Here is a 23792-nt window from a genome sequence, read left to right as displayed (position 1 = left end):
CTACAGAATTCGGTTGTTTGATGGGGATAACCATCAAAAATCAGATCAAGTATAGCTGTATTTAGTTATTAACTGCACGAGTAATGTGCATACTTGGCGATAAAACGCATTGGGCTTAAGGATGGCTATAATATACCAGTACAGCTCAAAAATTAAGTTGAAGGTTTTAAAATTAACGCTTAAAAGTGATTTTTATCGCTATAAATGAGTAAACTGGGGCGCTTTACTCTGTAACTGTTGCGAAATTTGAATCTGCTGGACTTTTGGAATGTTTTGCAGGGTGTAATTGTTGATTGCCCAAGTCATCATTTCATCGATATTTAGTGAGAGTAGCTCAGTGCTAGGCGCTAAACCTAAAAACTCGAATGCATTTAATAGCGCCGGTTTTGGATTTTTTTTATCAATTGCTGGCGCATAGTTTTGCTTTGATAATTTAAAGCCTGGTTTGGCGACAGCTAAAGGTAAATGTGCATAACGAGGAGCGGGTTTATCGAGTTGCTTAAACAGGCTTAATTGGCGTGCTGTGGGCTCAAGTAAATCTGCGCCACGCACCACGTTGGTGATCCCTTGCTCAATATCGTCTACAACCACAACTAATTGATAAGCATATAAGCCATCACTGCGCTTTATTAAATAGTCTTCATGCGCGAGGGCGTGATCAACGTTAATGTCACCTTGAATCAAATCATTATAGTGGCAGGTGGCGTGGCGTTGTATTAATCGTAATGCGCTATTTTGTTGTGAGTGCTGTAAACTTTGGCAATGGCCTTGATAAATACCACCTAAGGCTTTAATTTCTTTACGTGAGCAGTGGCATGCATAAACGCCTTGTTGGCTATTTAAATATTCAATGGTGTGAGCGTATAAGTGATGGCGCTTTGTTTGATAGGCAACGTCTTCATCCCACTGTAAGCCATAGGCCTCCAGTGTGGTGAGAATATCTGTATCTGCACCCTCTATAACGCGAGTCGTGTCGATATCTTCAATACGCACTAACCAAGCACCTTGGTTACTTTTAGCGTCAAGGTAACTGCCCACAGCCGCCACAAGTGAGCCAAAATGAAGTGGCCCAGAAGGTGACGGTGCAAAACGACCGCGATAATTGCGCATTGGCGCAGTAACGGCTGTGGTAGACATTGATTTAATTACAGGTAATTAACCACGTCCAGATTGTTTTTCTTTGATTTCTGCAAGCGTTTTACAGTCTACGCATAAATCAGCAGTAGGACGTGCTTCTAAACGGCGAATACCAATTTCAATCCCGCATGAATCACAATATCCAAAATCATCTTCTTTGATAAGAATTATTGTTTTTTCAATTTTTTTGATCAGTTTACGTTCACGGTCACGAGTACGAAGCTCTAATGAGAACTCTTCTTCTTGTGCTGCGCGATCAACTGGATCAGGAAAGTTAGCTGCTTCATCTTGCATGTGCGATTTAGTACGGTCTACTTCGTTACGTAAATCGTTGCGCCATGCTTCCAAAATAGTTTTAAAATGAGCGCGTTGTGCGTCATTCATATACTCTTCGCCCGGCTTTTCCTGGTATGGTTCTAATCCGGCCTGAGCCAACAACCCTAATTTTTTTTGGTCTGGCATAACTTTCTCCTAAATCCTTAATATAATACCCAGCTTTAGCCGGCGGCTATAAATAACAGAATCCTATGGCCTAGGCAAATTTATTTTTAAATTAATTGGCTGTACGTAAATCATATCGGTTGATTAAAAAGGGTACAAAGAGAGTGTAGGCTACTTTTTAACTTCAAACGTGATTTTTAACTTGCCTATTAATATGGGCAAAAGTGCAAATTACAAGGCTTGTTTTAAATAAAAGGGATTTTATGTGTAATGTGGATCTCATTAGGCGAAATGCTCGCTTTATAAGCAAGTACTTCAACTCCTTTACTCATTGCTTCAGTTAATAGCTGCGCATATGTTTCATCAACATGCGCAGCAGCGCTTACTTGCTCTATACCTTGGTGTAAAACAGCAAAGAGTAATACAGCGCGATGGCCTTGCTCGACCATTTCAATTAACTCGCGTAAGTGTTTTTGCCCACGCAGCGTTTGTGCATCAGGGAAATAGCCCTGGCCGCTATTAGGTTCAGATTGACTTAGCAATGTGACCGACTTGACTTCTACATAGCACGGTGGCAATTGTTCATTGCGCAGCAAAAAATCAATGCGGCTATTTTCTTGCCCATATTTAACTTCCGCTTGTATGTTTGTGTAGTTGCACAATTCACCAATGAGTTGGGCTTGCAGCGCTTCTTCAACTACTTTATTCGCTATAGCGGTGTTGACGCATATAAAATGGTCGAATTGATTTTTAGTCAGCTCTAAAGAATGTGGATATTTTCGCTTAAGGTTACTACTGGTAGAATAGAAGGCTGTAAAACCAGGTTCAGCACAGCCTGTCATTTTACCTGTATTTGCACAGTGAGCTGTAAACTCTGTACTATCGTGAAGGCGTAAATCAGCTAAAAAGCGTTTATAGCGTTTAATTAATGTGGCGTGTTGCAGTGGCGTTGAATATTTCATTATTTTGGTTATTTAGTCTCAAGCAGTTGGGAAGTTGTTGTGGCTATAGTAAACTCAAAGTCACTATTATAAGCGCAAGAGTATTCTAACATGACTGAAAAATTTGTTGTTCAATTAAGCGAGCAGGGTGCTGCAGTGCATTGGGGCGAAACCGCTACATTATCTTTTAATGAGCAAGGTGCAAGCGTTCACTTAACAGAGCAAGACACATTAAAAAATGTTCAAAAAGCGGCGCGTAGCATTGCTAATCAAGGCATTAAAAATGTTGTTTTAGCTGGCGATACTTGGTGTACTGAGACGCAATGGGCGTTTTACCAAGGGTTTGTGTCACCTAAAACATTACACGGAGTTGAGTTTGCACAAACAACAAAGACCGACAGTAAAGAGTTAGAGTCGCTAAAACGCTCAGCAACATGGGCACGTGAAATGATCAACGGCACTGCTGATGACATCTTCCCAGAAAGCTTAGCTGGAAAAGCGGCTGAATTTATTCAGTCACTAGCACCAGAGCATGTTAGCTATCAAATTATTAAAGGTGATGCATTGCTTGAGCAGCAGTGGATTGGTATTCATGCTGTTGGTCGTGGAAGTGAGCGTCCTCCGGTTTTATTAGCACTAGATTACAATCCAACAGGCGATGAAAACGCACCTGTTGACGCAGCGTTAGTTGGTAAAGGTATTACATTCGACTCAGGTGGTTATTCTATTAAGTCGAGCGAAGGCATGCTAGGCATGAAATGCGATATGGGCGGTGCAGCAACGGTAACAGCTGGTTTAGCATTGGCAATTAGTCGTGGTATTGAAAAGCGCATTAAGTTGTTTTTATGTTGCGCTGAGAACATGATCTCTGGTCATGCTTATAAACTTGGCGATATTCTTACGTATAAAAATGGCACAACAGTGGAAATTGTTAATACTGATGCTGAAGGTCGCTTAGTGTTAGCTGACGGTTTAATGGCCGCAGGTGAAACAGGTGCACCATTGATCATCGATGCTGCCACGCTAACAGGCGCAGCCTTGGTTGCGGTAGGCCAAGAGTACAATGCGCTGTTTGGTCTAGATAAAGAGTTTGTACGTGAAGTAGAAGGCTTTGCAGATCAAGAAATGGAAGCAGGCTGGCCATTACCACTTGAAAAGTGGCATCAACAAAACTGCCCATCACCTTATGCTGATACTGCAAATAGTCGAGCACAAAAAGGTGGCGGTTATGGTGGTGCATCAAACGCGGCTGGTTTCTTATCACGTTTTGTGCCAAATGATGGTAAAGGCTGGGTGCATATTGATTTAGCTGCAGCATTTAATATGGGCAGCACGAGTCAATGGGCTGCGGGCGCTACAACTGTTGGTATGCGAACAGTTGCACGTACGTTATTAGAAAAAGCGTAAATTATAGATAGTTGATTGAATCAACCGCATTCAGTCCCGTTAATTAATAAATGGCATTCAGCGAAAGTTGAATGCCATTTTTATAAAGCGTTACAAAAACCTTCAGAAACACTTCACTTATTACCCTAGTACAAAAGCAGTTGATCAAGTAGCTGTGTTTCATTCTGTTGATAGCGGGCAGCCTGTTTTAGAGTAAAAACGTTAATGTCGAAAGTGAAACAAGCTTTTTCACGTTATTTACGATAAAATTCACCGCTACTAGCAGTTTAAGTACGCCATTATCTTTTTAAGAGCGGCTACACTTAAATGATCTACTCACACTGGGAATTCTAATTATGTCAGATAAGTGCTACATCACAGCGCAACAATTACTTGAAGATTCATTTCGCGTAGCAGCGCAAGTTTACCAGGATGGCTTTCGTCCTGATTTTATTATCGGTATTTGGCGTGGTGGTGCACCTATTGGTATCGCAGTGCAAGAATATTACGATTATAAAGGCATAGAGACAGATCATATTGCGGTACGTACTTCGTCATATTACGGTATTAATAAACAATCGAAAGAAATCAAAGTGCATGGTTTACACTACATCATTGAAAACGCCAATGCGGGTGATTCATTGCTAATTGTTGATGATGTATTTGATTCTGGACGCAGTATTTTTGCTCTTAAAGAAAAGCTATCAGAGCTAATGCGCTTAAACTTGCCGAAAGATATTCGTATTGCCTGTCCGTATTACAAGCCAAAAAACTCAAAAGTAGATATGAAACCAGATTACTACATTCACGAATCAGAAGAGTGGTTGGTATTCCCGCATGAACTATCAGGTTTAACACCGGATGAAATTATTGCAGGGAAAACGGATTTGGTGAAAATCCACGATATTCTACTAGAAAAATAATCGCGTTAACTATTTTACGTGGAATTAAAAAAGGCCTTTTAAAAGGCCTTTTTGTTCTAGAACTCAGATTATTTATAAGTTATTTAAACGTTTCAAAAGCTTCTTTTAATCTTGCTAGATGAGCATAAACATAGCTGCTCGATAAGCGATCTTGATTCAAGAAGTTTTTATCTATATCAATGCTTGAGCGAAGCGTCGTCGCACTACCAAAGTCAAGTTGGTTATGTGATTCGCCAATTCGGGTTTGAACGCTATGGTTCCAGCTATTGGTACCTTTTACTTGCCAGTTACCAGCATCCATATCTTTACGCGATGTTAATGGGATACTAAACCCGATACCCACTTTTTCTATCGTTGTATTACTGTATGTAAGTGCAACATTGGCATCACCAAACCAGAATTTAGTCTCTAGTTTAAAGCCACTATCTTCGTTCCAAAATTGCCCGCCTGAAACATGGAATGACACATCTTTTTCTGCCCAAAAATAACGGTATGAATACACTGAGTAATCACGTTTATCTGTGTTGTAATCTTTATACTCAAAGTAGCCTAGTTTAGCTTTTAACTTATGGCGGCCTTCAGGGCTTTGCCATACTGTTTCATTGGTAATACCCATGTAATCAAAGTAATCTTGGTAAAGACCAAATTGAGTTTGATTATAAATATTAAATGGTAGCGCGAAAGTCTGATACACGATGGCGCGTTTTATGCCAGTTTCTTGGCGAGAGTTTTGAAAGATTTTACCCTTTTCAAAATGGTCAGTGTCATGGACGTTTACCTGACCTGTCACGTTTATACCTGCCCCATACCAAAGTGGCATATGCAAATCTGCTTGCAATGCTAATGAGTAATCATATACGCCTAGCTCAGTTGCATACGTTGTTGCCAATGATGGTGTAAATGAAAGCCTTGGGACAAAATAAGGGCTTGTGCTTGGCGCATTGCCAGCCCATTTTACTGTAGGTAAATCTTGATCAGTAAACTCATTACTAATCAATAAATCTGGTGTGATGTTATCGTTTACAAAACGGCGATAATTATCTAATCGGCCTTTTATTTGTAGTTGAGGGATATCTTGTTTTGATAAACGCACTACAAATTCATTATCACTGTGATTAAAATGCTCTGTAATACGTCCTAGTACTAAACCTAGTGCGTCAATTTCATTGCGGTTAAACACAGAGTTTTCAAATTCGACAATGAGAAGTTGCGCGCTAGAAAGACCAACCCGAATATTTTCAAACCCATCATTTACGAGTGCGCTTTTTAAACTGTGTAATTGCTGATTTGTCGCTGACTCAGTTTGAATGCTCTCTGTCGTTGAGCTGACTGTTGCTGGCTGTTTATTAATATTAGGTTGATTGTCAGAGTAAGCCGTCACACTAGCAGGTTGTGGCTCCTGCGCTTTGTTTCTTAGTGTTTCTGTCGGTTGTACTTTTACTGGAGCTAGTTGTACTGGCGCTGGTTGTACAGGCGTATAGCTCGCTTGTGCTTCATCACTAAGAGGCATGCTAATGTTAACCCCCCAGTAAACATCATCATCGGCCAGTTCAGTGTTTGAATATAAACGGGTGTTAAATGAAACAGTCGCTAAATCGTATAACCATTCTTTTGGAACTGTTACACGTGCACCTACATTAAATGCCTCAGCATCATGCTCAGCAAGTACCGACAACCAAGTGAAAGGTTGATATTCAATGCCGGCAAATGCACCATCAAGCTGACCTGTTAGTGCGTCAGAGGTGCCAACACCAGCACTAAAACGAAAATCCCACCACTGTTTAGAGGCAACAGCATAAAATGCTTCATAATTATTTGCCGCACCACCAAAATCTTTAGCACCTACTGCAAGGCTAAACCAGTCTTTAGGGATGAAAGGAATTTGGTATTTAGCATTAAATGATAAATCGCGAATTTGCCCACGGCTACTCGAGCTAAATAAATTATCATGCATGCTTGATGAGGTTATACGACCACTGGCCTCAAGTCCATCAAATAACCCTGCAGAAAAAGTGAAATTGTGGCCATCAGTGTATTTACCACGAAGTTCTAGTTGGTTACTGTAACCTATATCAACAACTCCCTTATCCATAACGGACGCGGATGGTGTATGAAAAATACCAGTAAAACCGTTATATGCAATACCGTGATTGATAGGTTGTTCAGCAAAAGCTGAAGTACTTGCACTGAGTGCACAAAATGCTGCGAGGGCTGTTTTATTATAAGTCACGTGATTAACCAAAGTTGATTAAAATTAGGTTTTAAATCCTTAAAACCAGTTTATTCTAGTACTTTAACAATAAATGCTCTAAACAAAAAGTAACTAATTGAGCAGATAAACAAAAGCCGCGCTAATGCGCGGCTTTAAAAAGTTTACTTAAGACTTTAGCTATTAGCTTCCGCCAGTAGTACCAGTACCAGTACCAGTAACTACACGGTCTTCAAGAGTACAGTTATCACGAACGATATTGAATGCAGAATCAGTACCGTTAGCTGTCACTGTAGTGCTTTGTAAGCCAACATTGATGCCAGTAGGAATTACTTTAACATCGTAAGTAACACCACTTTCAAGGCCTGTTAACGCGTAAGAGCCTGCTGTTTCAACAGCTGTTGAAATAGTTCTCTTAGTTTGAGAATATAAAACTACCGCACCAGTAAGTGGGAATGTTTTATCTTTATCAACTTCAGCGTTAGAACAGGTATATGTAACGTTTAAGTTCTGAGCCACGATAGTAACAGGGCTATCTAAAGCAACTGTAATTGCGCCACATAGGTTTGCATTAGCTACAGTGCCCCATACGTTACCATTTTTATCTTTAACAGATACGTTAGCAACAGCATTATCAGCTACAACACCTGCACCATAAAGGTTGCCTTGAACTTTCTTAACTAGCTTCTTTTTAGAAACAGTTGAAGAATTAAGGTGTACATACAAGCCAGAAGCTGGAACAGCATCGCCTGTGAAGGTATAAGAAATAGGAGTGCTACATGCTGTTTGAGCTTCGCTTAGTGCAAAACCAGTTAAGTGGTCAGTAGCAAATTTAGCAGGTAAAGTTAATGCACCTGCAGCGCCTACAGTTGCCTGCTCTTCTTCATTAGCCCAAACGCCAGTTTCTTCATTGTATGAAGATACGTCAAATTTGTCACCCGCTTCAACCATTGAACCATCAATAGTTTTAAACGTAGCTGGTAAGTTAGCTGTCAAAGAAATGTTTTCTGAGAAACTTTTGATCTTAGTATCGCCAGCAAGCATTTCAACGCTCATATAAGCAGCTGGAACAACTACTTTAGTTGCGTCTGCATTAGTTAAGCCTTCAGGGATTAAGTCAACAGCAGCAGTTTTACCTGCAGCAGCGTTAATATCAGCAGTTACAACGTTAAGTGTAACTTCAGTACCCGTTACAGCATTACCTTCAGCGTCTTGAAGTTCTACGTCTGTGCTGATTTCAATTGTAGCAGCGCCAGCTGTTTCAGCTAAAGGAGCAGCAAGTTTACCGTCAGCAGCAGCAACTTTCTTATCTTTGATAAGTGTTACTTTATTTTCATCTAATTTAACTAGAGATACAATCGTATCAACTACTTCAGATTTGTCGCTTAAATCAACAACAACACTGTTTGAAGCATAACCTTCAGCTGTCACTAGTGCAGTTAGTTGAGTTAACTCTGCGCCTTCAACAAGGTTGAAAGTGAAAGAACCGTCAGTTGTAGCAACTTCAGTAATTGCGTCGCCATTAAGGGCAACAACATTAGCTGAAGCTACGCCTGCTTCTAAAAACTTTACAGTAGAAGCAACTACTTCACCAGTTTCAGAATCAACAACGTTACCAGCAACATAAAATGTAAGAGCAGCAGGTGTATCAGCAACAGGCGCTTTTACCGTTGGTACCGGTGGCTCTGGTGGTTTAACGTAATCATTATCGTCATTATCGCTAAAACAACCACTTAGAGTAGCTGTAAGGCCAATTGCTAGAGCTAGCTTGGTGAGTTTAAATGTATTATTTCCCATAATAGTTACCTTTCTTTCCTTTCTCTTTGTAAAGTAAACAGACTTAATTGCAGTGCTATACATGTAGTAAAGTATCTGTCAATTATGACCTATAGCTCTAATACAATAATAAGTTAGTGAAGGATAAGCGCACATTATATATACGTCAAGTGAACGTTATATATACTTTTACTCATCACAAGAGAAAATCATTACCGCTTATATAGGCGAGTAAATCTTTTTTCTTATAATTGATATTTTGCGTCGATCCTTTAATTGGTGTACATGCTAAGGCAGAGCTGTGCATTTGTAAATGAAAAGCATCTATTTCATGATGACTATTTTACATTCTACAAGATAAATAATCAGTATAGGTACAAATTGCTTTCGCCTTAGCAGGCAATATTGTTTGGTCGTATTCTACATTAATAGATATGACGCTAAAATGAACGTTTGGTACTCATAAGTTCATCTTAGCTATATTTTTATCCCCGTGTTACTACAATTGTGAAAAGCTATCTACGTAGTCGCTTAACTTTTCTAAATCCACCGCTTTTAGACCATCGCTAGAGCGTTCCACTAACCCTTTTTCTACTAACTCTGAAACAACTCTGCGATAAGCGCGCTCTGTAGTGGCAAACCGCTCAGCTTCAGCATTTACAGTGGGGTAAGCGCGTAGTAGGGTAGGGTTGTTGTTTTTGGCACGTAATAAACAATCTTTCGCTATGTTGTAGCCCAGTGGTAATAGCAGCTTATCTAGATTAATTTTTTGATTTTCTTGAAATTTAGCTGCAATGGTCTGCGCTGTATATAAACTTAACTCAGGTTTATCTAATAGTAATGCGCGCCAATGTTTTAGTTCAATTAAGTTATAACTAACGTCACTAAAACAGGTAACAGTATAAATGCAGGGATTGTTATTCAGTGCTTCTATTTCACCTATCAACGTATTATTGCAATCGAGCTGCCCTAACAGCAGGCGACGACCATTACCAACATCGTAACTAAACGAAATTGTGCCGCTTCTTACTAACACTAATTTAGTAAGTGGTTGATCTTGGTGGATCAGCACTTCTTTTTTAGACTGCTGGTAGCGACTACCTGCAAAGGTGAGTAACTGGTCGACCAAATAACTAGAAAAATGATATTGAAACATCGATTGTGCTCTTCGGACAATTGTCCTATTTATTACACCTTAATGACGTTAGCATTAAGATTCTAAGAATTTACGCTAACTTACTAGCTGAGTTAACTACGGTTAATTGAGTTGAAACCTGATATCCCGTGTAATGATTATTAAAAGTATGCCCTCGAGCAACTTTTGGTTTTATGTAAGTTAGCTTTTTTATACTGTTGTGGCAATGTGTGGCCACTATAAAAACCACACAGCCTGCAATGCTAACCTAAACGAGTGGAGAGAACAAATGAGTTGGGAATATTTAGGCTATATAGCTTCCGCTTTACTTGTTGCCTCTTTGATGATGAGTGACGTAACCAAATTACGGTGGCTTAATCTAGTCGGTTGCATTGCTTTTACACTTTATGGTGTTGCTATTACTGCATGGCCTGTGGCTATAACAAATGGTTTACTCGCATTTGTAAATATCTATCACCTCATTAAGTTATCTCGCGAGCCAAAAAGCAGTATTACTGTAAAAGACTAATCGATTTTATTCTTCTTTTTGAAGCGGTGTTCTTTGAAAGCGTAGCTTACCGGCAATCCACGTTTGCTCGACATTAATAGTAAAAATTTCTTGCACTGGCATTGTGAAGTAATCTTTATCAATTAAAATAAAATCAGCCCATTTACCTTGCTCTAAACTTCCCAATTTAAACTCTTGATGCGCAGCATAAGCACCGCCAAGCGTAAACGCGTGAAGCGCGTCTTCTCTGTTGAGCGCTTCGCTTACTCGCCAGCCTTGTGCGGGTAATTGATTGTGATCTTGGCGTGTTATGGCTGAATAAAGGCCATCAAAAGGGTTGGCAAGCTCGACCGGATAATCAGAACCAGCTGCAACTACAGATCCTTGTTTTAAAAACGTTTGCCATGCGTATGCGCCTATTAATTGCTGCTCAGATAGGCGTTGCTGCGCCATATGCATGTCAGAGGTAGCATGAACAGGTTGCATCGACGGAATTATTTTTAATGTTTTAAATCGAGCAATATCCTCTGGGGCAACAATTTGAGCATGCTCTATGCGGTTACGCAGTAAAATCCCCCCCGTTTTTTTAAATACATTTTGATATGCATCTAATACTATCCGGTTTGCCTTATCACCAATTGCATGTGTATTGGCACTAAAGCCACTACGAAAGCTTAATGTTAGTAGTTCTTCTAATCGCTGTTGAGTTTCGAGCATTAACCCTTGATGGTCAGTTCGATCAGCGTAATCAGCTAATAAAGCAGCACCGCGGCTACCTAAAGCGCCATCTGCGTATATTTTAACACTACGAATTGACATAAAATCATTTAGATCTTTGTAGCGGCCAGCTTTGAGCATCGTTTTAAAGTCAGGATCTGCTGCGCTGAGCATAGCAACAATTCGCAGAGGCAAAGTGCCAGCAGCAGCTCTGCTTTTATAAATTAGCCATGTTTGCTTATCAATCCCTGCATCATGGGTTGAGGTGATCCCTAAACTTAATAAATGTTGGCCTGCTTGATCTAAAGCCAAATTAACACTGTGATCTGATGGGGCAGGAATATGTGAAGTGATCAAGCTTTGTGCTTTATCAATAAAAATACCGCTTGGTTGAGCACTATGATCGCGAATTATCTCACCTCCATCGGGAGTAGGGGTTTTAATCGTGATATTAGCAAGTTCAATCGCCTTACTGTTAGCCCAAATTGCATGCCCATCAACCCGAGATAGTACAACTGGGGTATCTTTAATTATTTTATCTAAGTCGCCAGCGGTGGGAAATTGCTTATCGGGCCATAATTCTTGATCCCAACCACGGCCAATGATCCAACTTTCTTTATTGCTTTTTGCAAATTCAGCAAGCGTGGTTTGTACTTGAACTATTGATTGACTACCTCGTAAATCTAATTGCGTTAAATTATTGCCTAAACCTATGACATGGCCGTGTGCATCAATGAGTCCAGGTAGTAAGGTTTGCTTTTTTGCATCAATACTTTGTGAGCCTGGGAAATTATTTTTGAGTTCATCGTCTCCGATTTTAACTACTTTGCCATCTTTTATTACTAACGTTGAAAACTGCTTTAATTCACCTTTGTAAGTAGGAGTGTAACCATTGGCGTTGTATATTACAGTGGTTGATGCGAGGCTGGGAAAGGTAAGTGTTAAAAATAAAAGCAGTAAGCGTTTCATAGATTGTTCTTATTATTGTGTTTATTCAACATTAACAGAGAATCTCATCGCCGCAAGTTATTTTCAAAACACAGGATGCAATTTGGGTAAGAAAAAAGGAGCAGAATATGATCCTTTATTTACTAGCATATAGGGTAAATTCGCTTAGCGATAACTTATTATCTTTATCGGTATCATAACTTTTAAAACGTGACCAAAGAGCGGGATCTTTGGCTGATTCCGATCGCGTAAGCAGACCATCTTTATTTCGGTCTAAATTGTTGAAGATATCTTTGATTTTATCAGTTGTTGCAAAACTGCCACAACTAATGGTTAGTAGGGCTATTAACCCTAATTGTGTCTTGTACTTCATAGGCACTCACTAATAGAGATTGTTAGTTAAAAAATCTTTAAATTCCACAAGTGAAATCCTATTATCCTGATCTTTATCCCAGCGTTGGTAGTTACTAAGTAATTGTGGCTGAGGCTCTAATTCGTCGTGGGTTAAATAACCATCTTTGTTGTAATCTAGGTGATTAAAACGCTGCTTTACATCAAGTGCAGCAACGCCAAAGCTACTTATTAATAACACCGAGCATATCAATGTTACGCTTTTCATTTTTAATATCCTTTAAAAGAAGAAAGAGTAAAGTATTTGCCATAATTTAAATCCCAACAATAAATCCGTTTACACACTCCCTCCGGGATTATGGCAAATACTTTAACGTCTTTTTAAATTTTAAATTTTAAATTTAGAGAATTCTTGCTCAGATAAGTGTTCGTCTTGATTATCATCAAGATCACTAAACTGTTTAAACAGCGCCATGTTTTTTTTCGCTTCAAGCAGTGATATTTGCCCGTCAGAGTCAATATCTAATTTTGCAAATTTAACATTCAGTTGCGCTGCTAAAACGGTGGCGCTTATCATTAAAAAAAGCAGTGAAAATGCGGCGATAAGTTGTTTCATATCAGTTTTCCTAGTTAAAGTTATTGGAGAAATAGTTTAAATTCAGCAAGGGAAATTTGACCATCTTGGTCTTTATCAATTTGCTCAAAGCTTTCATGTAATAAGGCATCCTCAGATGCTTCGGCTGAACTTAAGCTGCCATTACCGTCTTTGTCTAATTCAGAAAACGTAATTTTCGCATCCATTGCAAAAGCGGCGCTACTGAGTAAGGTACTTATGCATACGCACAATACAGTTAATTGTTTCATGTGATGTCCTTATAATCTGAACCCAAACTTCATAATTACAAGTAGTACTACAAAAACGATGCCAACTATTTTTAATGTTTATTATCAGTAGTTTAAGGTTTTTCATTGGTGTTAAACTGAAATAATTACCCAGAACTGTGTCTTTTTTGCAACATAACGCGAGGGGAAATAATAAATACTACTAAAAACATGCAATTAGCTTGTCTCAATTTTGCGTCAAGAAGCTAAGTGAGAAGAATTGATTTACCTCATTCATTATTTTTATTGATTCAGCTCGTGTATAAGTAGCAGATCAGATAATAAAACATTTAAATGAAGGGAATAGCTATGTTGGTGCCGTTTGGTAAAAAGTACTCTGCAATACTTGCTTGGCGACCTAACTTAATCGGACAATTTTTATTTAGTACATTGCTATCTTTACTACCATTGTCATTAGTTGTGATTGTATTTTTAAACGCTTTAAATAAACAACTGGCTGTAACTCAGCAAATCGTAAGTGATAACTACCAAGTTACTAAATCGTTTAATAACCTAAAGCAAGAGCTTAACAGTCTTGAGCGTGCAACGCGGCAAAATTGGGTGTTAAAAAGTGACTCGTTAGATAAGTTGATAATAGATAAATGGCAATCATCTTTGGGCAATATCGATGAGCTTATGTTTATAAGTCCCGCATCTGAGTATATTAATCAGTGGCAGCAATTGTCGCAGGCATTGCAGCTGGCACATGAGCAGTTAGTTATTCAGCAACGACAAGATGCCCAGTTATTTATTCCAATGAGTGAATTAATTACCAGCCAAGCCTTATGGCTAAAAGATCAAAATGAATTACAAATTACAAAAAACCAATTAGAACTAAAAGCATTACAAAACTCTTTTATTAACTGGCTAATAGCGTTAATTCCTTTGACGCTATTAGTTGGCGGTGGTTTTTTATGGCGTATTAGCGGAAGGTTAAAAGGGCTAACGTCAGTAATTGATAAGCTAGGGCAAGGACATTGGCAACAACAAATATCTGTACAAGGCTCAGCTGAACTAGTTGAGCTGGGAAACAAGTTGCAATGGGTGCAAGAACAGCTACATATTCTAGAGCAACAAAAAGATACTTTTTTACGTCACGTTACTCATGAGTTAAAAACACCGCTGGCGTCTATGGTTGAGGGCACTGATTTATTGGCGGATGAAATTGTTGGTCCTATGAATACAGAGCAACAAGCGGTGCTTGAACTAATTACCCAAAGCACAGTGCGTTTGCGAGCAATGATTGACAGCTTGCTTAGCTACAATGCAATCAGAACAAGCAAAGAAAGTATTAATGAGATTGACTTTAAGCATCTCATTAATAAAATAAACAGTCATTTTGAGCATCGTTTATTAGCGCGAAATCAAACGATTAGTTGGCAATCGAGTTTACCTGAGCAGCCCATAGCAGTGGCTGCTGAACTCATTGAAATGATGTTGATTCAACTCATTTCAAATGGCTTGAAGTTCTCACCTACAGGCAGTGTTGTTAATATTACTCTTGGGTTGTCACAAAGTAACTTAACAATGGTTGTGAGCGACACCGGCTGTGGCATTAAAGACCAAGATAAAACACATATATTTAGCGCTTTTTATCAAGGTAAGCACGCTAAAGATATTAGTGCACAAGGCAGTGGTTTGGGACTTACCATAGTGAAAGAGTCCGTTGAGCAGTTAATGGGCAGATTAGAACTTGAAAGCAATGAGCCACACGGTTGTCGTTTTGTGATCCACATACCAATTAATGAAAAGCAGGGAGTTAAGTAGCATGGGCGTGCGCTTTAAAACCATTTTAATGGTTTATATTACAGTCTTAGGGCTTGCAGGATGCGAGTTGATTAAACCATCAGTTAATAACAACGAGCAAGCGATTAAAGTTGTAGAACCCAACCCTAAGCCGCGACCAAAAAGTGAGCCCATGTATCCGCCTGCTGAGGTTGTAATTGGCTGGCATGCAAAAGCGTGTGGTGGTTTTAAGGCCACAGATACTAAGGCTGTTTATATTGGTGCGGCTGCAATTGAGCGTTACTTTGATTTTAGTTGTAAGAATAATTCGTTGGAGCCCACTAAAGTTTTAGCTAAATTACTGCAGTTGGATCAGGCTTTTTACTGGCCTGATGATATTAAACAGTACCTTTGGCTGCAAAAACAACAAATTAAGCAACAGATCAGTGCTCAAGAAGCACAGCAAGCACTGAATGATAAAATGCAAAAAACCATGTCATCACTGGCAACCATTGAGCAACAACTATTACTACGCGAAGAGACAAAGGAGCACTAATTATGTCAACAGAGCAAAACCAAGGTGCGCGCATATTATTGGTTGATGATGATACAAGCTTATTAAAGTTATTAGCTATTCGTATTGAATCCAAAGGCTACCAAGTAACGACCTGTGAAAGTGGCATGGCAGCGTTACAATTATTAAAAAACAACGTGTTTGATGCTGTTGTCACCGATTTAAGAATGGACGAAATGGATGGCATGGCACTTCACCGCCAATTGCAAAGTCGTTATCCCGCATTGCCAGTAATAATGATGACAGCTCACGGCTCGATACCCGATGCAGTGGAAGCAACTAAACAAGGGATTTTTGCTTTTCTTACAAAACCAGTCGATAAGGATGAGTTATTTGATAGCTTAGCAAAAGCTATTGAAATTCATGGTTTAGGTGCAGACGAAAACTCTAAAAGCAGCAATATAGTGACTCGTAGTGGTGCGATGCTACATTTGCTTGAGCAAGTTAAATTACTAGGCCCCACCCATGTAAATGTGCTGATTTCCGGTGCCAGTGGAACAGGTAAAGAGTTACTTGCCAACGCCATTCATCAATATAGCCACGCAAGTGAAGGCCCATTTGTAGCAATTAACTGTGGTGCTGTGCCTGGTGAATTGCTTGAGTCTGAATTATTTGGTCACAAAAAAGGGGCTTTTACGGGAGCTGTTAAAGATCATCAGGGACTGTTTCAGCAGGCGCAAGGTGGCACATTATTTTTAGATGAAATTGGCGACATGCCATTAAACTTACAAGTTAAGCTGCTACGTGTATTACAAGAAAAAACGATTCGCCCCGTGGGCTTTCAAGAAGAAATACCAATTGATGTACGTATTGTCTCTGCAACACATAAAAACCTACCCGATGCCATTGCCAATCAACAGTTTCGCGAGGATTTGTACTACCGCTTAAACGTTGTGAATCTTAAGTTGCCCCCGTTACGCGAGCGCCGAGAAGATGTTAGTTTACTTGCTCAATATTTTAGTGCCTCAATTGCAAAGCGAATGAACCAAAAAGAAAAGCGTTTTACAAACGATGCCATGCATGCCTTAGTGCGCCATGACTGGCCTGGCAATATTCGCCAATTACAAAACGTGGTTGAGCAAGTTGTTGCACTGACTCCCGGTGAGGTAATATCAGTTCAATTAGTTGAAAGTGCGCTCAATAGTAATGAAAGTAATATTGAACCACTATCGCTTAATGATGCTAAAAAAGAGTTTGAGCGCGATTACGTGATCAATACTTTAAAAATGGCGGGTGGTAATGTGGCAGAGGGCGCAAAGCTTGCAAAGCGTAACCGATCAGATTTTTATAAATTAATAAAAAAACACAACATTGATGTTGATAACATTATCTAACATTGAGGTTTAGGGGTGAAAATGCAGTTATTTATGGTGTACTTAGGTGGGCGAATTCAGGGTTGTCATATTGAAATGCACGATGTGCGTTTTGTTGTGGGTGAGTCAATTGAACACACTTATACAAAGCTAAAAAGCCAATGGGTGGGTGACAAAAACAGCGTGCATATGGATAGTTTTATGGCTATAAAACACATTGATGGCTTTGAGGTTAAAGTTGTTGATCATCCCGTAAAGCAAGTACAGCAACTGTATTTTGTTAATTTAGGTGCCTACCGGGCTGATAGCCTTGCTGAACAGCATGATTTTGCGCTGTATGTAGCCACTGACGCTGAGCAGGCTAAGCAACGCGCCAAAACGGATTTACTAGCAGGGCTAAGTCATATTCATAAAGATGATTTACACGATGTGGATGATTGCTTTGCTATTGATTTACTTGATAGCCAATTACATATTCAACTAACCCCTAGCGGCGAATCGCAAGCAATCAAACCTGATTGGTTTGGTTACCATATACTGTAATTTCGTTACAAAATGGGCAAAGTAGGTAATTTAGTCTTTATCGCTTTGCTCTTCACGCTCTTTGTCTTCGCTGTTGCTGGCAATTTTAAACGCTAAAATAACAAATCCAAACATCAGAAATGGTAACGCGGCAAGCATATACTCTATGATATTGCTATCTTGAAAACTCGCCTGTAACAAAAAGTGCCCAGCAATACACATTATGATCACGACCAGTAAAATTGGCAGTAAAATAAGTTCTTTTTTTGACGAGTGATTTTTCATTAGACAGCATAACAATTTAAGATGCGTCATTGTAGTGAGCGAACAGCCCCTTGGTCAAATAACTGCGTGGTAAATTCTCATTATATTGTGCTGTATCAAGGTTTTTGTATTCAATAGTAAGAATTTATCAGCTTTGTCGCTTTTGCCTAGTTGGTAATTAGGTGTTCCTATAAATTAATTCTTAGACAATGGTAGATTAGGTCGTATTTTACAGTGGTTGGCCGCATAACACTTTTTAGCACAAAGCGGCCTTACTTATTAATCTGTTATTCGTTGAACTCATTAGCGGTTGGGGCTGAATTGCGTTTGTGGTTGCTGACAGGAGGATTAGCGGTATCATCTTGCGTGATCGTAACGGCTAACTCCTGATGGCGTTGACTTATCATTACGCCAATAAAAACCACCGCAATACTAAGCCATTGTCCTAGGGTGAGTATTTCACCGAGAATAATTGCTGAAAGAATCAAAGTGAAAATAGGAATTAAATTTGAATATGCAGCAGCGGTTAATACAGAGACTTTACTAATCGCATAGTTATACAAACCATAGCCGCCGAGTGTTACGCATGACCCTAAGTATAAAATACTCAATAAGGCAGTCAGGTCATGTTGATTTTCACTCGGTAAATCAATAAAGAGTAGAAAGGGCGCAAAAAATAAACTGCCACTCACGCCTTGCAATGCAATAAGAGTTAATGGTGAGTAGCGTGCCACCAAATGCTTAACGCTGACGGTATAAAACGCTGCGCAGACCATCGCCAATAGCTCTAAAAAATTACCAAGCATTGGGTTGGGGGCTTGTTCTGATTCGGGTGACAGTAAAGTCAGTAAAATGCTGCCGCCAATACAAAATGTAAAACCAATTATAATCGCTTTGCTGATGTATTCTTTAAGCATGAAATAGGCTAAAAACGCCACTATGATCGGCAGGCATGAGACAATAACGCCGGCTTGTGATGCTGACGTATACTCCATTGCATGTCCTTCAAACAAAAAGTATAAGCACGGCTCTGCCAGCGACATACCTACTAAATACTTCCAATCACCGATGCGATATTCAAAACGGATAACATACCGCCACAAACATAAAGACATAATTAATGTGGTTAGCATACGTAAAAAAATCACTAGGGCGGGGTCATAGATAGCAATTGCGTACTTTAGCGCGATAAACGAGCTTCCCCATAAAAAAGTGGCGATAATTAAACATAAACTGGCTGGCATGACACTCGCTTGCTCTTAAATTAAAACAGGATCCTAGCATGTTAATAGCGCATGTTTGGCATTTATACTGCGTTATCGCCCATTTGTGGGGAGCAACTATACTGCGTTATCGCCCATTTGTGGGGAGCAACCACACTCCATAGGCGCTGCCTTGCCTAAATACCAAACAGTCTGCTGTAAAATTAATCACGAAAGACTAGTGATATTGAATATTTTTAACTTGTTCAAAAAATGATAGCTGGTATAAATTAATTCATCATTATTTCATTCGTAGTAAAAAGCATGCAAAGGGCGCAGGTCATAGTTGTTAAGCTGGGAACTAGTGTACTCACCGGCGGTACAGATAAACTCGATAAAGCACACATGGTAGAACTTGTTCGCCAATGTTGTGAGTTAAAAAAACAAGGCCATCAGGTGGTATTAGTGTCAAGCGGTGCTGTGGCTGCAGGACGAGAGCAATTGATTGCTCCATGTGGGCGAGGAGTTATTGATAAACAAATGCTAGCGGCGATTGGTCAAGGTCAGCTTATTCATATTTGGCAAAGCTTGTTTGCTTTATATGGTGTGAATGTAGGGCAAATGTTGCTAACTCGTGCGGATGTAGATGATCGAGAACGCTACCTAAATGCCCGTGATACATTAACTGCGCTGTTACGTTATGACGTAGTGCCAATTATTAATGAAAATGATGCCGTTGCCACGACGGAAATAAAAGTGGGTGACAACGATAACCTATCAGCGCTGGTGGCTATTTTAGCCAATGCTGACAAACTCTTATTATTGACTGATCAAGAAGGCTTGTTTACCGGTGATCCACGCACCGATGCGAATGCCCAATTAATTGATGAAGTGCGTCATATTGATGATGAATTACGCCAGCTTGCAGGGGGAAGTGGCTCAAGCTTAGGCACTGGCGGTATGGCGACCAAACTACAAGCTGCTGATATTGCACGGCGAGCCGGTGTAGAGGTCATTATAGCAAGAGGCGCAGGTCAAAACGTTATTCTCAATTGCATGAGTGAACAGCTGCCCGGTACACGCTTTCTAAAATTAGTAGCGCCGCGAGATGGGCGTAAAAAATGGCTATTAGCAGGTCCTAAAAGTAACGGTCAAATAGTGATAGACGACGGAGCTGTCAGTGCTTTGCAACAACAAGGTGCGAGTTTATTGGCCAAAGGCGTTCGAGGTGCAAATGGCCAGTTTGAACGAGGTGCTTTAATTGATTTAGTTACCAGTGAGCAGCAGCTAGTAGCGAGAGGTTTAGTGCGTTTTAATAAACTTGAAATAGATAAAATAAAAGGCCGACATTCAAATGAAATAGCCGCTTTACTTGATTTTGATTGCGGTAATGAAGTTATTCATCGTGATGATCTGGTACTTTTTTAGAACATTTATTTATTTTTAACAAATTGAAAAAGCTGACCCTAATTTTATGTAAGTTTTAGGGCAGCTTGAAATATGGTTAACCCTTACGTGTATGTGTGGATAGTTTAAATAACACTGCAAGGTGGTTAACTTGAGCTAGATAATGCACTTATGTCTTCGCTTATAAAGGTTTGAAAAAAAACGTTTTTGCGATTTATGTCAATAATCACTTTAACCGTGACACTGTTTCCATATTTATTAATCCCCACACAAAGTTAAATGTGGGTGATATGCTTTACTTCAGCGCTAATGCTTGTACGTTTTTTAATATAATCAATACATCAAGTGCAATTTAAATATACGCGAATAGGTAAATATTCCTATATTTACATCAAATAGAATTACTTATTTCCAAGTGACTTGGTAATTATGTGTGTTAAAATCGCGCCCTAAATTGTTGGTTACAAGGGCGAAGTAAATGAAGTTAGTTCGGTTAGTCTTAGGTAGTTTAATCTTGTTTTTTGATTTTGTTTTTACGCCACGTAGTAAAAAACGTCCCGCGCCAGAGCAAGCTCAATTAGATGAGCGCACCGCACAATTTAAATTGTATCAATTCAAAGCCTGTCCATTTTGTGTAAAAGTACGTCGCGCTATTAAGCGTGAAGGTTTAAAGGTAGACACACGTGACGCTAAAAATAATGAGCAGTATCGTCAAGAGCTACTAGAACAAGGCGGAAAAATAAAAGTACCGTGCTTACGTATAGAAGAAAATAATCAAATTACTTGGTTATACGAATCAAACGATATTATTGCTTACTTAAATAAAGTAGCCGCATAATACCCCTGTATTCATTTTTATAGCGCATTTGCTATGTTGGCATTTAGCGCAATTTTATTGCCCATAGAAAGAGAACTTAACCATGACAATTCGCACACGTGTTGCACCATCACCAACGGGTGACCCGCATCTTGGCACCGCTTATATCGCCTTATTCAATTACTGTTTTGCCAAACAACAAGGTGGCGAGTTTGTACTTCGTATTGAAGATACCGACCAAGTACGTAGTACATCAGAATCAGAACAAGCTATTATGGATAGCCTTCGTTGGTTAGGCCTTCAATGGGATCATGGTCCTGATGTGGGCGGCGAATTTGGTCCTTATCGCCAATCAGAACGAAGTGATTTATATAAAAAATATGCGCATCAATTAGTTGACGATGGCAAAGCATTTTATTGTTTTGCAACCAGCGAAGAACTTGATCAAATGCGTGAAGAGCAAATGGCAGAAGGCCTACGCCCTAAATACGACGGTCGTGGTTTAAATCACACAGACGAAGAAATTAAAGCAAACTTAGCTGCGGGCAAACCTTACGTTATACGTATGAAAATCCCAAGCGAAGGTACCTTTAAGTTTAACGATTACTTACGTGATGAAATTGAGATCCCGTGGGAAAATGTTGACATGCAGGTTCTGCTTAAAGCAGATGGTTTCCCTACTTACTTTTTAGCGAATGTTGTTGATGACCATCACATGGAAATTAGTCATATTTTCCGTGGTGAAGAGTGGATCAACTCAGCACCTAAGTTATTAAAACTGTATGAAGATTTTGGTTGGCAAGCGCCAGTACTTGGCCATTTACCATTATTACGCAACCCAGATAAATCAAAGCTGTCTAAGCGTAAAAACCCAACGTCTATTAACTACTATAAAGAAATGGGCTACCTGCCAGAAGCAGTACTGAACTACTTAGGCCGTATGGGCTGGTCAATGCCTGATGAGCGTGAAAAGTTCACACTTGCTGAAATGATTGAAAACTTTGACATGAAGCGTGTATCGCTTGGTGGCCCTGTATTTGACGTAGACAAATTAAGCTGGTTAAACGGCATGTGGATCCGCGAAAATCTAACTGACGAAGAACTTGTACAGCGCTTTGTTGATTGGAAATTTAACGCTAAAATGCTCGCTAAAGTATTACCTGAAGCGAAAACGCGTATTAATACTTTGTCGGATATGGTTGATTTAGCTGGTCATTTTGTAGGTGGTATTCCAACTTACGATCCGGCTTTATTAACGGCAGGTAAAGCGGATGAGAATGTAATTCGCCAAGCTTTACAATTTTTTGTATGGCAGCTTGAAGGTTTACGTAGTTTTGATAAACCAGCTATTTTTGCTATCGCAAAAGAAGTGGCAACATTCCACGAGCTTAAAATTAAAGACTTTTTAGAGCCGATATTTGTAGCAATCACAGGCAAAACATCATCTACATCAGTGCTTGATGCGATGGAGATTTTAGGGTCTGACCTATCACGAGCTCGTTTACGTGTGGCACTTGCTCATTTAGGTATTTCTAAAAAGCAGGCTAAGAATATCGAGCGTGCGTATCGTGAATACCCTGCGAGCTAAAGATATGATCAAATAGCTGATAATACCCAAGCCACCTCAAAATGCAGAATTCAGCGTTTCACAGGGGCTTAATACCAAGGCGTTACTTTGCAACAATGGCAATCCCTTTTAATAAGTAACAACGATGGGAGTAAATTCCAACTAAAACTCGTATCTTGAGGTAATTTGGGTATAAATATCAAAGCATTTTATAAATTTTAAAACCGAGGTTCTACATCTCGGTTTTTTATATTTGAAACAAAACTTTAACAGATTCGACCTCTATTTAATTTTTATCTGGTAGAATAACTCGGTTATAAGCAGTTTAAGCAGTGAAAAAACTATGTTAAGTCCTTTTTATCAGCAACATGCTGATTATGTTTCTATTTCTCGTGAGCAAGGTTGTCGTTTCGCCAAATGTATTGCTGATGATTACAATCCTCTTCATGATAAAGATGCAAAGAAATTTTGCGCACCAGGAGACTTACTTTTTTCATTAGTGCTAGACCGCTATGGTCTGAGTGAGCGAATGGAATTTACGTTTTCGGGTATGGTGGATGAAAATACTAAACTACACTTTCCAGAAGGTGCCGATGAGTTTGAAATAACCAGTGGTGATAAGGTTATTTTAAAGGTCAAGCGTGAAGGTAAAACCAGTCAATGCCCAACACTAACGAATAGTTTAATAAAAAATTATGTTGAGTTCTCTGGTACTACTTTCCCCCATGTGATTATTCCACTAATGGGTAAGCAAGAGGTAATGATTAACCCCGCACGACCAATGGTTATTTACGAATCAATGCTTATTAATCTTGATAATATTGATATTACAGCGCCTACACTTGAATTTGCAGAGCCAAGTTTTGAATACACAGGCAAGCGCGGTAAAATCACATTACGTTTTAACCTATTAGAAAATGGCGTTAAAGTAGGTTGTGGTGAAAAGCATATGGTGGTCTCAGGTATTCGTGAGTATTGCCAAACAACGGTTGATGATTTAATTGCGTTTTACAATGAACGTAAAGCAACTTTAAAACCAGCATAAAG

Annotated in this window: 24 protein-coding genes; 11 read left to right on the top strand and 13 right to left on the bottom strand. The window is 39.4% G+C overall.

Annotated elements, in window-relative coordinates; genetic code table 11:
• Positions 1-198 precede the first annotated feature (198 nt).
• From gluQRS to sfsA, 3 genes are all read right to left on the bottom strand, one after another.
• Positions 199-1137, bottom strand: a complete 939-nt coding sequence (gene gluQRS / locus HJP15_RS03600) for a tRNA glutamyl-Q(34) synthetase GluQRS (protein WP_054204247.1) — start codon at positions 1135-1137, stop codon at positions 199-201.
• Positions 1138-1155: 18 nt separating this feature from the next.
• Positions 1156-1599: an RNA polymerase-binding protein DksA gene (gene dksA / locus HJP15_RS03595; RefSeq protein WP_054204246.1), complete on the bottom strand. Its 444-nt coding sequence runs from the start codon at positions 1597-1599 to the stop codon at positions 1156-1158.
• Between the two features lie 224 nt (positions 1600-1823).
• Positions 1824-2540 carry a DNA/RNA nuclease SfsA gene (gene sfsA / locus HJP15_RS03590; RefSeq protein WP_054454894.1) on the bottom strand — a complete coding sequence of 239 codons (717 nt, stop codon included), beginning with the start codon at positions 2538-2540 and terminating at the stop codon, positions 1824-1826.
• Positions 2541-2630: 90 nt separating this feature from the next.
• On the opposite strand from sfsA, the gene pepB reads away from it, so the two are divergent.
• Both pepB and HJP15_RS03580 read left to right on the top strand, forming a co-directional pair.
• On the top strand, positions 2631-3926 hold the full coding sequence (pepB, locus tag HJP15_RS03585; protein WP_170173087.1) for an aminopeptidase PepB: 1296 nt from the start codon (positions 2631-2633) through the stop codon (positions 3924-3926).
• Positions 3927-4261: 335 nt separating this feature from the next.
• On the top strand, positions 4262-4828 hold the full coding sequence (locus tag HJP15_RS03580; RefSeq protein ID WP_054204243.1) for a phosphoribosyltransferase: 567 nt from the start codon (positions 4262-4264) through the stop codon (positions 4826-4828).
• Positions 4829-4907: 79 nt separating this feature from the next.
• Here the strand turns inward: HJP15_RS03580 and HJP15_RS03575 are convergent, their stop codons facing one another.
• The 3 genes from HJP15_RS03575 to HJP15_RS03565 form a co-directional block, all read right to left on the bottom strand.
• Entirely contained in the window at positions 4908-7058 is a 2151-nt protein-coding gene (locus HJP15_RS03575) for a YjbH domain-containing protein (RefSeq protein ID WP_170173086.1), read from the bottom strand.
• Between the two features lie 162 nt (positions 7059-7220).
• On the bottom strand, positions 7221-8834 hold the full coding sequence (locus HJP15_RS03570) for a hypothetical protein (protein ID WP_170173085.1): 1614 nt from the start codon (positions 8832-8834) through the stop codon (positions 7221-7223).
• A gap of 478 nt (positions 8835-9312) precedes the next feature.
• Entirely contained in the window at positions 9313-9969 is a 657-nt protein-coding gene (locus HJP15_RS03565; protein ID WP_054204241.1) for a Crp/Fnr family transcriptional regulator, read from the bottom strand.
• 268 nt (positions 9970-10237) lie between these two features.
• Between HJP15_RS03565 and HJP15_RS03560 the strand changes: the two genes are divergently transcribed.
• The gene (locus HJP15_RS03560; protein WP_054204240.1) at positions 10238-10477 is read left to right on the top strand and encodes a YgjV family protein; all 240 of its coding nucleotides are present in this window, start codon (positions 10238-10240) and stop codon (positions 10475-10477) included.
• 6 nt (positions 10478-10483) lie between these two features.
• Here HJP15_RS03560 and HJP15_RS03555 read toward each other — a convergent pair whose 3' ends face one another.
• The 5 genes from HJP15_RS03555 to HJP15_RS03535 form a co-directional block, all read right to left on the bottom strand.
• Positions 10484-12142 carry an amidohydrolase gene (locus tag HJP15_RS03555; protein ID WP_170173084.1) on the bottom strand — a complete coding sequence of 553 codons (1659 nt, stop codon included), beginning with the start codon at positions 12140-12142 and terminating at the stop codon, positions 10484-10486.
• A 115-nt stretch (positions 12143-12257) separates the two neighbouring features.
• Positions 12258-12494 (bottom strand): EF-hand domain-containing protein, encoded by a 237-nt coding sequence (locus tag HJP15_RS03550; protein WP_054454883.1) that lies wholly within the window; start codon positions 12492-12494, stop codon positions 12258-12260.
• A gap of 9 nt (positions 12495-12503) precedes the next feature.
• A complete protein-coding gene (locus tag HJP15_RS03545) occupies positions 12504-12740 on the bottom strand; it encodes an EF-hand domain-containing protein (protein WP_054204237.1) in 237 nt (78 codons plus the stop codon).
• A gap of 120 nt (positions 12741-12860) precedes the next feature.
• Positions 12861-13088, bottom strand: coding sequence for a hypothetical protein (locus tag HJP15_RS03540; RefSeq protein ID WP_054204236.1), 228 nt, complete (start codon positions 13086-13088; stop codon positions 12861-12863).
• Between the two features lie 20 nt (positions 13089-13108).
• Positions 13109-13336 (bottom strand): EF-hand domain-containing protein, encoded by a 228-nt coding sequence (locus HJP15_RS03535; protein WP_170173083.1) that lies wholly within the window; start codon positions 13334-13336, stop codon positions 13109-13111.
• A gap of 327 nt (positions 13337-13663) precedes the next feature.
• Between HJP15_RS03535 and HJP15_RS03530 the strand changes: the two genes are divergently transcribed.
• Genes HJP15_RS03530 through HJP15_RS03515 form a run of 4 tightly spaced genes read left to right on the top strand, consistent with a single transcriptional unit; the run spans position 13664 to position 17509 of the window.
• Positions 13664-15121, top strand: a complete 1458-nt coding sequence (locus HJP15_RS03530; RefSeq protein WP_054204234.1) for a sensor histidine kinase — start codon at positions 13664-13666, stop codon at positions 15119-15121.
• Between the two features lies 1 nt (position 15122).
• Positions 15123-15635: a hypothetical protein gene (locus HJP15_RS03525; RefSeq protein WP_054454878.1), complete on the top strand. Its 513-nt coding sequence runs from the start codon at positions 15123-15125 to the stop codon at positions 15633-15635.
• A gap of 2 nt (positions 15636-15637) precedes the next feature.
• On the top strand, positions 15638-16987 hold the full coding sequence (locus HJP15_RS03520; RefSeq protein ID WP_054204232.1) for a sigma 54-interacting transcriptional regulator: 1350 nt from the start codon (positions 15638-15640) through the stop codon (positions 16985-16987).
• Positions 16988-17008: 21 nt separating this feature from the next.
• Positions 17009-17509, top strand: a complete 501-nt coding sequence (locus HJP15_RS03515; protein ID WP_064435251.1) for a DUF1543 domain-containing protein — start codon at positions 17009-17011, stop codon at positions 17507-17509.
• Positions 17510-17539: 30 nt separating this feature from the next.
• Here HJP15_RS03515 and HJP15_RS03510 read toward each other — a convergent pair whose 3' ends face one another.
• Complete coding sequence (locus HJP15_RS03510) at positions 17540-17773, bottom strand: hypothetical protein (RefSeq protein WP_054454874.1); 234 nt, start codon at positions 17771-17773, stop codon at positions 17540-17542.
• Positions 17774-18039: 266 nt separating this feature from the next.
• Positions 18040-18996, bottom strand: coding sequence for a DMT family transporter (locus tag HJP15_RS03505; RefSeq protein WP_054204229.1), 957 nt, complete (start codon positions 18994-18996; stop codon positions 18040-18042).
• A gap of 282 nt (positions 18997-19278) precedes the next feature.
• On the opposite strand from HJP15_RS03505, the gene proB reads away from it, so the two are divergent.
• The 4 genes from proB to HJP15_RS03485 all read left to right on the top strand — a co-directional run bounded on the left by proB (position 19279) and on the right by HJP15_RS03485 (position 23790).
• The gene (gene proB / locus HJP15_RS03500) at positions 19279-20382 is read left to right on the top strand and encodes a glutamate 5-kinase (protein ID WP_054204228.1); all 1104 of its coding nucleotides are present in this window, start codon (positions 19279-19281) and stop codon (positions 20380-20382) included.
• A gap of 457 nt (positions 20383-20839) precedes the next feature.
• Positions 20840-21199 carry a glutaredoxin family protein gene (locus tag HJP15_RS03495; RefSeq protein WP_170173082.1) on the top strand — a complete coding sequence of 120 codons (360 nt, stop codon included), beginning with the start codon at positions 20840-20842 and terminating at the stop codon, positions 21197-21199.
• 82 nt (positions 21200-21281) lie between these two features.
• Positions 21282-22766: a glutamate--tRNA ligase gene (gene gltX, locus HJP15_RS03490; RefSeq protein WP_064435252.1), complete on the top strand. Its 1485-nt coding sequence runs from the start codon at positions 21282-21284 to the stop codon at positions 22764-22766.
• Between the two features lie 322 nt (positions 22767-23088).
• Entirely contained in the window at positions 23089-23790 is a 702-nt protein-coding gene (locus tag HJP15_RS03485) for a DUF3581 domain-containing protein (RefSeq protein ID WP_054204225.1), read from the top strand.
• Positions 23791-23792 lie beyond the last annotated feature (2 nt).

It is taken from the genome of Pseudoalteromonas sp. NEC-BIFX-2020_002 (genome assembly GCF_013002825.1).
Lineage (GTDB): Bacteria > Pseudomonadota > Gammaproteobacteria > Enterobacterales > Alteromonadaceae > Pseudoalteromonas > Pseudoalteromonas neustonica.
This window is presented reverse-complemented; position numbering and strand designations above follow the sequence as displayed.

Excerpts from the sequence above, each read along its gene's own strand:
- dksA (WP_054204246.1), bottom strand. The coding sequence starts at position 1,599 with ATGCCAGACCAAAAAAAATTAGGGTTGTTGGCTCAGGCCGGATTAGAA.
- HJP15_RS03525 (WP_054454878.1), top strand. The coding sequence starts at position 15,123 with ATGGGCGTGCGCTTTAAAACCATTTTAATGGTTTATATTACAGTCTTA.
- HJP15_RS03495 (WP_170173082.1), top strand. The coding sequence starts at position 20,840 with ATGAAGTTAGTTCGGTTAGTCTTAGGTAGTTTAATCTTGTTTTTTGAT.
- HJP15_RS03520 (WP_054204232.1), top strand. The coding sequence starts at position 15,638 with ATGTCAACAGAGCAAAACCAAGGTGCGCGCATATTATTGGTTGATGAT.
- HJP15_RS03560 (WP_054204240.1), top strand. The coding sequence starts at position 10,238 with ATGAGTTGGGAATATTTAGGCTATATAGCTTCCGCTTTACTTGTTGCC.
- pepB (WP_170173087.1), top strand. The coding sequence starts at position 2,631 with ATGACTGAAAAATTTGTTGTTCAATTAAGCGAGCAGGGTGCTGCAGTG.
- gltX (WP_064435252.1), top strand. The coding sequence starts at position 21,282 with ATGACAATTCGCACACGTGTTGCACCATCACCAACGGGTGACCCGCAT.
- HJP15_RS03555 (WP_170173084.1), bottom strand. The coding sequence starts at position 12,142 with ATGAAACGCTTACTGCTTTTATTTTTAACACTTACCTTTCCCAGCCTC.
- HJP15_RS03565 (WP_054204241.1), bottom strand. The coding sequence starts at position 9,969 with ATGTTTCAATATCATTTTTCTAGTTATTTGGTCGACCAGTTACTCACC.
- HJP15_RS03580 (WP_054204243.1), top strand. The coding sequence starts at position 4,262 with ATGTCAGATAAGTGCTACATCACAGCGCAACAATTACTTGAAGATTCA.
- sfsA (WP_054454894.1), bottom strand. The coding sequence starts at position 2,540 with ATGAAATATTCAACGCCACTGCAACACGCCACATTAATTAAACGCTAT.
- HJP15_RS03540 (WP_054204236.1), bottom strand. The coding sequence starts at position 13,088 with ATGAAACAACTTATCGCCGCATTTTCACTGCTTTTTTTAATGATAAGC.
- HJP15_RS03530 (WP_054204234.1), top strand. The coding sequence starts at position 13,664 with ATGTTGGTGCCGTTTGGTAAAAAGTACTCTGCAATACTTGCTTGGCGA.
- gluQRS (WP_054204247.1), bottom strand. The coding sequence starts at position 1,137 with ATGTCTACCACAGCCGTTACTGCGCCAATGCGCAATTATCGCGGTCGT.
- HJP15_RS03570 (WP_170173085.1), bottom strand. The coding sequence starts at position 8,834 with ATGGGAAATAATACATTTAAACTCACCAAGCTAGCTCTAGCAATTGGC.
- HJP15_RS03505 (WP_054204229.1), bottom strand. The coding sequence starts at position 18,996 with ATGCCAGCCAGTTTATGTTTAATTATCGCCACTTTTTTATGGGGAAGC.
- HJP15_RS03510 (WP_054454874.1), bottom strand. The coding sequence starts at position 17,773 with ATGAAAAATCACTCGTCAAAAAAAGAACTTATTTTACTGCCAATTTTA.
- HJP15_RS03550 (WP_054454883.1), bottom strand. The coding sequence starts at position 12,494 with ATGAAGTACAAGACACAATTAGGGTTAATAGCCCTACTAACCATTAGT.
- proB (WP_054204228.1), top strand. The coding sequence starts at position 19,279 with ATGCAAAGGGCGCAGGTCATAGTTGTTAAGCTGGGAACTAGTGTACTC.
- HJP15_RS03515 (WP_064435251.1), top strand. The coding sequence starts at position 17,009 with ATGCAGTTATTTATGGTGTACTTAGGTGGGCGAATTCAGGGTTGTCAT.
- HJP15_RS03535 (WP_170173083.1), bottom strand. The coding sequence starts at position 13,336 with ATGAAACAATTAACTGTATTGTGCGTATGCATAAGTACCTTACTCAGT.
- HJP15_RS03485 (WP_054204225.1), top strand. The coding sequence starts at position 23,089 with ATGTTAAGTCCTTTTTATCAGCAACATGCTGATTATGTTTCTATTTCT.
- HJP15_RS03545 (WP_054204237.1), bottom strand. The coding sequence starts at position 12,740 with ATGAAAAGCGTAACATTGATATGCTCGGTGTTATTAATAAGTAGCTTT.